This is a genomic window from Cupriavidus sp. FW305-F7 (assembly GCF_058782875.1).
Genome location: NZ_JBYSYC010000095.1, coordinates 1 through 9,191, shown reverse-complemented (window position 1 = coordinate 9,191; position 9,191 = coordinate 1). Strand labels below are relative to the sequence as shown.

General features: G+C 57.4%; 7 protein-coding genes and 1 pseudogene. 5 read left to right on the top strand and 3 right to left on the bottom strand.

Translation table 11 applies throughout. The annotated features are described in order from the left end of the window. Positions 1-388 precede the first annotated feature (388 nt). Both AC3WL8_RS39255 and AC3WL8_RS39250 read left to right on the top strand, forming a co-directional pair. A complete protein-coding gene (locus AC3WL8_RS39255; protein WP_492380195.1) occupies positions 389-805 on the top strand; it encodes an organic hydroperoxide resistance protein in 417 nt (138 codons plus the stop codon). 409 nt (positions 806-1,214) lie between these two features. Next, positions 1,215-1,457 (top strand): hypothetical protein, encoded by a 243-nt coding sequence (locus AC3WL8_RS39250; protein WP_492380194.1) that lies wholly within the window; start codon positions 1,215-1,217, stop codon positions 1,455-1,457. Positions 1,458-2,082: 625 nt separating this feature from the next. On the opposite strand, the gene AC3WL8_RS39245 is transcribed toward AC3WL8_RS39250, so the two are convergent. Together AC3WL8_RS39245 and AC3WL8_RS39240 are read right to left on the bottom strand one after the other, a co-directional pair. Then, entirely contained in the window at positions 2,083-2,649 is a 567-nt protein-coding gene (locus AC3WL8_RS39245; RefSeq protein WP_492380193.1) for a PadR family transcriptional regulator, read from the bottom strand. A 467-nt stretch (positions 2,650-3,116) separates the two neighbouring features. Next, positions 3,117-4,910, bottom strand: coding sequence for an acyl-CoA dehydrogenase C-terminal domain-containing protein (locus AC3WL8_RS39240; RefSeq protein WP_492380192.1), 1,794 nt, complete (start codon positions 4,908-4,910; stop codon positions 3,117-3,119). A gap of 108 nt (positions 4,911-5,018) precedes the next feature. Here AC3WL8_RS39240 and AC3WL8_RS39235 point away from each other — a divergent pair, with 108 nt between their 5' ends. The 3 genes from AC3WL8_RS39235 (at position 5,019) to AC3WL8_RS39225 (ending at position 7,664) form a co-directional block, all read left to right on the top strand. After that, positions 5,019-5,786, top strand: coding sequence for a TetR/AcrR family transcriptional regulator (locus AC3WL8_RS39235; RefSeq protein WP_492380191.1), 768 nt, complete (start codon positions 5,019-5,021; stop codon positions 5,784-5,786). Positions 5,787-6,162: 376 nt separating this feature from the next. Beyond that, positions 6,163-6,780, top strand: coding sequence for a 2-hydroxychromene-2-carboxylate isomerase (locus AC3WL8_RS39230; protein ID WP_492380190.1), 618 nt, complete (start codon positions 6,163-6,165; stop codon positions 6,778-6,780). A 155-nt stretch (positions 6,781-6,935) separates the two neighbouring features. After that, positions 6,936-7,664, top strand: coding sequence for an SDR family oxidoreductase (locus AC3WL8_RS39225; RefSeq protein WP_492380189.1), 729 nt, complete (start codon positions 6,936-6,938; stop codon positions 7,662-7,664). 183 nt (positions 7,665-7,847) lie between these two features. Here the strand turns inward: AC3WL8_RS39225 and AC3WL8_RS39220 are convergent. Continuing rightward, positions 7,848-9,057 (bottom strand): annotated as a pseudogene (locus tag AC3WL8_RS39220) (IS110 family RNA-guided transposase). Positions 9,058-9,191: the final 134 nt, after the last annotated feature.

Genomic DNA, 9,191 nt, shown 5'->3' with positions numbered 1-9,191 from the left:
CGGCCGCTACCGGCGGCGGCGCTCAAGTTGCTCGAACATATCCTGCGGGACATGCCGATGTTTGCGCAGGGCGGCCAATAGCCTCTCTGGCGAAAAGGCTTACCGGGCTCCGCTTCTTGAGCACCGCGCTGGAGCTCTTTTGCGTGCGTTCTCGGATAGCGCGGCTGCTGCACTTCTGTGGAGGATAGAGGTATTGGCGCGTTATTCGGTCAAAAGTCTTCCAGACTGGATTGTACGCGGATGTATCAACAAACCAGCAGGATACTTAGGATTGCAGTTCGGGCCTCAGTGCATCACAGTCCAGATACATAAAACTCTTTCAATGCATGGGTGGCCTGCCACCGCGTTGGAGACGGCGGGCTTCGTTAACTGTTCCTCGGAGCTACTCATGACCAAAATCGAAAAAATCCTTTACACCGGCAAAACTCACACCACGGGCGGCCGCGATGGCTCCGCCCGCAGCGACGATGGCCGGCTCGACGTCAGGCTATCGTCGCCGGGCAGCAACGGCGAAGGTACTAACCCTGAGCAGCTGTTCGGCGCTGGTTGGGCTGCTTGTTTTATTGCCGCGATCGGCAGCGCAGCTCGTGCAAAGAAGATTGAACTGCCTGCTAACCGTGCGGTGGATGCGGAAATCGACCTGGCCACCAACGAAGGTGGCTACTTCCTCCGAGCACGCCTTAACGTAAGCCTGCCGGGCTTGGATTCTGAAACGGCCCGGGAATTGGTGGACACCGCTCACCAAACCTGCCCGTATTCGAAAGCAACGCGCGGCAACATTGACGTTGAGATCGGCCTGATCTAACTAAGATCGGACATTGGGAGCGATCGGCAAGTACCGAATCGATGGTTGCTTGCTGATCTGGACCGTTCAAGTGAGAAGCGCTGGACGATGCCAGGCGAGGCGCTGTTCGAGACCGGCCGCGCAGCCTCAAGCCGACACCGGAGTCGCGGCTGGGGCAGGACAGCCTCAATCAGGCGATGGGCCAGACCGTCTTGTCAACTAGCCTGTGCCTCGACGCTTGTGTCGAAAACCCGTTTGGTACAACAGTGTATTGCGCGCACAGAATGATACATACCGTGACAAAAAAATGGGGGCCCGCACAATAAGTCGATACACCACTCCCGTTATATGCATCCTGCGGCTCGGCGCCGTATATCGGGATGACGATCCCTGCCGCCCAGTTCATCGCAGGCTTTCCACGAAACCGAATATGACAACAGCTTTTACTAAGTCTATTACTTTTGCCGTCGCCATGCTGGCCGCCGCCGCTGGTGCGCAGGCCACCGGATTCTCGCAGTCCGATGCACGCAACCCATTTGGCGAGGGTGCACGTTCTGTGCAGGAAGAACGCAGTCCCTTCACCGATGGTGCTCGCACTGTCCAGGAACCGCGCGATCCCTATACAGAGGGTGCACGTAACGTCGACCCGCACGAAAACGAGAGTACATTCTAACGGGCATGTATCGCGCCCGCACCGCAACGGCTCAGACGGGCCATTTCGATGCTCGCCTAGAGAAGCCTGAAGCCTGTATTGTCGTTCGCGCTTTGTCAATCGGTAGGGACGACTCTCTTCTCTGCCCTCTGATCTAGAGCTCCAATGCAGCGCTCGAATGCTCTTGTGCGGTACCTCTAGCCACTTCTGTCTCTGCTGCGCAAGCGCCGCAGAGGCAGAAGGGCAGTAAGGAAGCGCCTATCAATGAAATTGGTGAGTCACGATGGAGGTAAGCACCAACCTTGGCTTTCTTAAAGTGAGAGAAGAAGGCTAAGTAGAACGGTATTCGACTTCGCTTCCCGTCTTCTCAGGCGCGCTTTTCAGGTTTAAGGTGAATTAATTCCCCGCAGGATTAACATCAGTTTTCTGGGAAGCATCATACCTGCCAGAACAAACAGGCTAATCAACTGCACTCTGGTTTTCCACATCAAGGAACTCCGTAGGCGTTTCCTGGCAGAGTCGTTGTGCCGCGGTGGAGTCCGATGAGAGGTTCCGCTGCCCTTTAGCGGGCGCAGAGCAACTCGCCATCGAAAGACTGGAAGTGAAAGAAAAATGCGGGTTCGGCATATACTTTGATTCGTCTTCGCTATCTTTCGGACAAGTCCTCACCATTGCAGTTCCGTGTCGCGTGGAGCAATGGAAGTACCTGGCTTGCCCATTTAAGCCAGGCCTCCTCAAATATGATGCCGGATTGAAGGACCGCATAGTGTAGCTGCGCTGCCGCAGACATCTCCTTGATCAAGAAATCACGCTGTTCGATTTCCCGGTACGTATCCAGGCAGGCTTGGTGCTCGTCAATCAGTCTCGACAGTTCTCTGTCCACTCCCAGAGGACCGATCACTGCCTCAGCTCGAATCTTGACAAGGAATGCGCGTCGATTCCCTCTAGGCGGCGAGGGCTGGGAAACCCACTTTACCAACTCTTCCCTCCCGGCCGGCAGGACGTGATACAGCTTTCTGCGCCGGTTCGAACTATTGCCGTTCTCGGATACCGCTACCCAGGCTGCTTCCGCCATCCGGGCGAGTTCACGATAGATCTGCTGATGAGTGGCACGCCAGAAATAGCCGATCGAGCTATCGAATCGACGCGCCAGGTCGTAACCAGTCGAAGGCATTTCCAGGAGCGAAGTGAGTAGTGCGTGTTGGAGTGACATACCGATACTTGTAGGTGGTGATACGGTCTAACCATTTTTCAAGCAACAATGCGCGTTCTGTGCATCAAGTAAGCGAAAGGGCCCGACCGCGCCACCCATGCAATGCGCAACGCCAAGATCCGGGTTCGAGCTGATGAAAAAAGGGTGGCGCTCACCTATCGAAGCGAAAAGCGGCCAACACGTCTGGCGGGGAGGGTTGCCATCGGTGATTCTGCACGGACGTTAGGCGATCGCGCACGGGATTGTGCAGGGTCGCCGTCTGGAAAGAAGAGACTATTGGCGAATGCCGCGCTACATAGAGAAATTCAGAGCCCCGGAAGAGGCGCCGGCTTAGCGATTGAAAACAGGACGTGGAGACCGACGACCTGCGTTAATAATTCAGTAACCATCTTTGCGAGCGGCAAATATGACACTTTCCCAATCGGCAATGTGCTTGATACGGCGATTTACATCTAATTTTCCCGCTATTACAATTCCTCCAAGGCGTGATCCATTAGAACGGATGCATTCGCGATGATGGCATGCCACAGTGAGTCGACTTGGCCGAGCATGTACTCACCGTAAAATCGCGCGGTCTTTAGCTTACCGGCGTAAAAATCGGCAGATTCATCGCCCTCGGCGACAAGCGCAGCGGCACCCATGCGCAACCAAACTACGCCGAGCGCGACCAGTCCGAACATCTGTAAGTACGAAGTGGCCCCAGCCGCCGCAGCCACCGCGTCTTCGAGCGTGCGCTGGCGTGTGAGCGCCGTTGCTTCCTGGAGGTCATCTATGGCAATGTGCACGGCCTCGCACAGCAATGCCAGTTCGGACTTGCCTTCGTGTTTGCGTGCCATCGAGCGGGCATCTTCGAGCCAGGCGTCGACGACTCTGCCGTCCTCCAAGGACAGCTTGCGGTGCACTAGGTCCAGCGCCTGGATTGCATTCGTTCCCTCGTAGAGCGGAACGATCTGAGCATCGCGCAGGAGTTGTTCCATGCCATTCTCATGGATATAGCCGTGCCCGCCAAAGATCGTGATGCCCAAACGGGTGACCTCGAGTGCGCTGTCGCTAAGGAAACTCTTGATTACCGGCGTCAGCAGGGCTAACCGGTTTTCTGCACGTGCTCGCTCGTCCGGATCCGGGTGGCGATTGCGGATGTCCAGATCTATGACCGCGTCCGTATACAAGGCCCGAGCGCCTTCGGTCAGCGCCTTCATTGTCAATAGATTCTTGCGCACCTCGGGGTGCCGGGCGATGAGGTCAGGGCCTTCATCCTTAGTAGCGGCGCCAGGAGCGCGCCCTTGGCGGCGTTCCAACGCATAGGCCCGCGCATTCTGCAGCGAAAGCTCCGCCACGCCGATGCTTTGTACTGCCACACCGATGCGCGAGGAATTCATCATTGTAAACATCGCCTTCAGGCCTCCGTTAGGCTCGCCTACCAGCCAGCCTACTGAATCATCAAAGGCCAATCCCGTCGTCGCTGATGCGCGGATCCCCATCTTGTGCTCGATCGCGGTGCATGAAACGCGATTGTCACTGAACGCAAGCAGGGACGCGCCGTCACCACGTGGCAGCTTCTTGGGTACGAGAAAGAGACTGATCCCGCGGGTTCCCGGTGGTGCATCGGGCAGTCGGGCAAGCACTAAGTGAAGGATGTTCTCAGTCAAGTCATGGTCCCCGCCCGAGATGAAAATCTTGCTGCCAGTGATGCGATAGGTGCCGTCACCCGCCGGAGCTGCGCGGGTGCGCAGCCGGGACAGGTCGGAACCGCCCTCGGCTTCCGTGAGGCACATGGTTCCCATCCAACTGCCGTCGACCAGCTTAGGCAGTAGTTGTTTACGCAGTGTGTCAGTGCCGTGGGCAAGCAGGGCGCGATAGGCGCCTTGCGAGAGGCCGGCGTACATGCCGAAGGCCATCGAGCCAGAACCAACGATCTCCCGTACCAGAGTTGCCAGTGTGACAGGCAGTCCCTGCCCACCGTAGGCCAAATCGCCGGCAAGTGTGGGCCAGCCTGCTTCACAGTAGGCGCGGTACGCTTGGGAGTACCCGGAAGGCGTGATTACAGTGTCACCTCGGCGTGTGCATCCTTCGTCATCGCCCGTACTGTTGATGGGCAATAGCACATCGCGCGCGAAGATCCCGGCATTTTCGAGCACCGGCATGACGAGGTCCATGGTCGCCTGCTCACAGCCGGGTAGCGAGGCGACGCGTTCTTCATAAGCGAGAACGTCCTGGAGCAGGAAACGGAACTCGGCCAGTGGGGCTTCGTAAGTAGGCATTGGAATCGTCCTTCGGGTACAGTTCGGTACGAACCAAGATTAACAGTGTTAAATTAAAAATCAAGTCAGGAGTTTGTTCCGCCGCTGCCGGGGTGTTAAAATTTACCTATGGAAGAGACTGAGCGAACCAAAAGCGCGGGGCCAGCCGGGGCAGGAACCGCTGAGCGCAAGCTGGCGAAGAAGTCGGTAGGCGTGGCAAAGCCTCCCGCTGCGAAGCGTTCCCGCACGGCTGACCGAAGCAAAGAAGTCGGTACTGCAGGGGATCGGCCCTACCATCACGGCAATCTCCGCGAAGACCTGGTTCGCTGCGGCAAGCAGCAGCTTAGTGAGGTTGGCCTGGCCGAACTAAGCTTGCGGCGTATCGCCAGCAGTGTCGGGGTATCTCAGGTTGCGCCCAAGCACCACTTTGGCAATAAGGAGGGCTTGTTGGCTGCCATCGCCGCCAGTGGCTTCCGTGACCTTGCGCAATACCGCTTTTCACGGCTGCGTCCGCACATGTCTGCGGAGCAGCGGCTGCGCACGTTGTTGTCTACCTACGTAGCGTTTGCAACGCTCCACCCGACGCTTTTTCATTTGATGTTTGCGCCGCAATTCCGCTCGCCGCAGACACATGCGGAACTAAATGAAGCTGCGAGCCAGTCATATCACACGGTCTACCAGGCAGCAACGGATTACCTGTCTGAGCATGGTCAGACTGATGAGGCCAAAGGCCATGAGGTGGCGCGTATCGCCTGGATGTGCATGCACGGCGTAGCTACCTTGATCATTGAAAACAGAATTAACCCATGGGGCGCACCGAAAGTGAATCGAGAGCAGCTCACCAACCAGGCGCTCGATCTGGTATTTGCCGGTATTCGCGGGGTGAATGGTATTTGAAGTTGCTGGTGGATTCTTAAGATCCTGTCCTTTCTGGTGGCACTGCAACCTATCCGATACTTTTCTGTCGCGCGCTACATTTGTGACGCACGGCAGTTCGGAGGCGCAGTCGCAGCGAAGCCACGGGCGAAGAAGCCCCGCAGGCCCACAAGGCTCTTGTTCTTCGGAATAGCGTTGCCCGACGAGGGCATCTGGGCCTTCCGCCATCCCAGGCGCACCTTCCTTTGATGGTAGGTTGCCGCTTAATCTTCTTGCTATGTTAACACTGTTATCATAGCATGGTCATCGTTGGGATGCGGCTGACCTGGCCCCTTCCCCGCTCCGCGGAAATATGGAGCGGATGCCCGTCCCAGTTAGAAATCTAGGAGGCAAGCTCATGAGAGCAGCGCGTGTGCAATTCCTTTTCGACTTTGGTAGTCCCAACGCTTATCTATGCCACAGGGTAATTTCCGGTATTGAAGCCCGTACGGGAACGAAGTTCGAATACATACCGATCCTCTTGGGTGGCCTGTTTCGACTGACCGGCAATCGTTCACCGGCCGAAGCCTTCGAGGGGATAAAAAACAAGCCTGAGTATGTCCGGCTTGAGACCGAGCGTTTCGTCAAGCGGCATGGCATCAGTGCTTACCGATTCAACCAGAACTTTCCCATCAACACGGTGCAGATTATGCGCGGTGCCGTTGCCGCACAATTGGACGGACAGTTCATTACCTATGTCGACGCGGTCTTCGTAGCGATGTGGGAGCAGGGGAAAAAGATGGATGATCCTGATGTCATCCGAGCGACCTTAGACGAGTCGGGACTGGATGGTGCGAGATTCCTGGCCAGGATCAGTGATGCTGACGTTAAGAACATTCTTCTAGCCAACACTCAACGGGCGTTTGAGCGTGGGGCATTCGGATCCCCGACGTTCTTTGTCAATGAAGAGATCTTCTTCGGCAAGGATCGGCTGAGAGAGGTCGAAGAGGAAATCGGATGCGTAAAAGCCGATTAAGCCCCAAAGAATGCATGGTCAGGAGCCCGCGAATCGCGGGTACATAGGCGTCTGTTTATCGGATAGACCAGCGACATGTCGTGGGCTCTTTCGGGCTCTCATATGAACCGCACATTGTCACACTGTCGACTGTACAACCAGAAGGAGACTGAGCCATGAACGAAAAGAAGGTTGTCCTAGTCATTGGCGCCGGCGATGCAACCGGCGGTGCGATTGCGCGACGCTTCGCCAGTGAAGGCTATATTGCATGCGTAACGCGACGTAATGCAGAGAAGCTTGCCCCATTGGTGGCGCAGATCGAGGCCGATGGTGGTGTAGCCCATGCATTCGGGTCGGATGCGCGCAAAGAAGATCAGATGGTCGAGCTCATTCAGGAGATCGAATCGAACATAGCGCCAGTCGAAGTAGCGGTGTTCAATGTCGGCGCCAACGTTCGCTTTGACATCCTGGAGACGACCGCACGCGTTTACTCCAAAGTCTGGGAAATGGCCTGTTTCGGCGGATTTCTGATGGGCCGCGAGGCTGCACGGGTGATGGTACCCAGAAACCGCGGTTCGATTTTCTTCACGGGGGCCACTGCCAGCCTTCGCGGCAGAGCGGGTTACGCCGCATTTAGTGGGGCCAAGCACGCCTTGCGAGCACTGGCCCAATCAATGGCCAAGGAACTCGGCCCTCAGGGTATTCATGTTGCCCATCTTATTATTGACGGGGCTATCGACACCGAATTCATTCGTGAAGGCTTTCCCGAGCGATATGCCCTGAAGGAACGAGAAGGTATCGTCAATCCGGAGCGTATTGCTGATACCTACTGGATGCTGCATCAGCAATCCAGGGATGCTTGGACGCATGAGTTGGAACTTCGCCCATGGATCGAATCATGGTGACAGCGGGTGAGCGGCCTTGCCGTCAGCAGTGGGCGCTAGAGCCCGCCATCGTGCAAACGTTGCACGATGCCTGCCGCAAGCCCGTCGGGCACCGAAGTTCCTCGCCACAGACCTACACCGCCGCAAAGCTCCTTTTGCAGCGTGCTTACCATGGCGCTGACTGCAGGTCATTGCGGTTGTCGCTCAACGTATGGCCCATTTAGCGTCCCAGAGTGTGTCTAGCGGGACATTAGGGGCGGATTTCGGCTGGTAGAAGGTGCCGTCGCGCGCAGCATGGCGAACAGCACGTCACAGCGTCTTCTGGCTAGGGCGATGAGCGCCTGATTGTGACGCTTTCCTTGCTGGACCTTGCGAGCGTAGTAGCTCCTCGAGACCGGATCTCGCAAGGCGGCAAAGGCTGAGAGGAACAGAGCTCTCTTGAGTACCTTATTGCCCCGTCTGGACGGATGTTCGCCGCGGATGGATGAGCCTGAGCAGCGGGTGACCGGCGCGAGACCGGCGTAGGCGGCAAGATGCGCGGCCGAAGCGAAGGCTTTGTGCGCGACCTCAGTGAGGAGCCTGGCGGCGGTCCTGACCTCGTCTCCCGGCATGCTGGTCAGGACCGGCCAAAGAGGGTGTGCATGCACCAACCGTTCGACTTCGCTGGCGACCTCGTCGCGTTGTTTGCGTAAGGCGGCGAGCTGCTGGGCCAGGCGCGGCATAACGATAGTGGCTGCCTGCGTGCCGGGTACGACGACAGCCTGTTCACTGAGCGCCTGGATGATTTCGGAAGCAAGACTTTTGCCCATACGCGGGGCGAGCTTGGTCAGACGGTTAGCGAGAGTCTTCTCGCTGGTTGCTGCAAGCTCGGCGGGCGACGGGTAACGCTCAAGCAGATCGAGCACGGCCGGATAGTCCAGGCGAGGTCCCAGAACCCGTTCCAGCGCGGGATGGATCTGGGTGAGCAGACCGCGAATGCGGTTACTGTTTTGGGTGATTTGGGCAGCCAGATCGTCGTCGAAGCCGCACAGCATGGTGAGTTCGGCGAGTGGATCGTCAGCGAGTCGCAGCGAGCGCAGCGTATGGGCATCGATCGCACGGCCTCGGCGATGATTGCGGCATCTCGGGCATCGGTTTTGGCTTCACCCGCGTGCAGATCGGCGACCAGGACGCCTTCGTCGCGGGCGACTGCGACCGGCAGCGCGCCAATGGTGGCGGGTTGATCGACGACAAACAGGAGTTGGCCGTGTGCCTTGAGGTCGGTAATGAGGGCGCGCAGTTTGGCCTCATCGTTGGGCAGCGCCTTGTTGTACAGGCGCTTCCCGGTCTGATCGAGTGCTACAGCATGATGTTGGCCTTTGCCTACATCAACGCCGACGACATCGACGGAGTCGTGTTGTTGGTTCTCTTGCATCGAAGGTTATGCGGGTTGAGTGGGTTGGCCTGCAGGACCGGTGGCAAGTCTCGGCATGGACCTGTCAGAAATTTTGTGTTTAGGGCATAACATGTCGATAAGGAGCATGTATGCCACGCAAGACGAAAACCAGC

Excerpts from the sequence above, each read along its gene's own strand:
- AC3WL8_RS39230 (WP_492380190.1), top strand. The coding sequence starts at position 6,163 with ATGAGAGCAGCGCGTGTGCAATTCCTTTTCGACTTTGGTAGTCCCAAC.
- AC3WL8_RS39250 (WP_492380194.1), top strand. The coding sequence starts at position 1,215 with ATGACAACAGCTTTTACTAAGTCTATTACTTTTGCCGTCGCCATGCTG.
- AC3WL8_RS39255 (WP_492380195.1), top strand. The coding sequence starts at position 389 with ATGACCAAAATCGAAAAAATCCTTTACACCGGCAAAACTCACACCACG.
- AC3WL8_RS39225 (WP_492380189.1), top strand. The coding sequence starts at position 6,936 with ATGAACGAAAAGAAGGTTGTCCTAGTCATTGGCGCCGGCGATGCAACC.
- AC3WL8_RS39245 (WP_492380193.1), bottom strand. The coding sequence starts at position 2,649 with ATGTCACTCCAACACGCACTACTCACTTCGCTCCTGGAAATGCCTTCG.
- AC3WL8_RS39235 (WP_492380191.1), top strand. The coding sequence starts at position 5,019 with ATGGAAGAGACTGAGCGAACCAAAAGCGCGGGGCCAGCCGGGGCAGGA.
- AC3WL8_RS39240 (WP_492380192.1), bottom strand. The coding sequence starts at position 4,910 with ATGCCTACTTACGAAGCCCCACTGGCCGAGTTCCGTTTCCTGCTCCAG.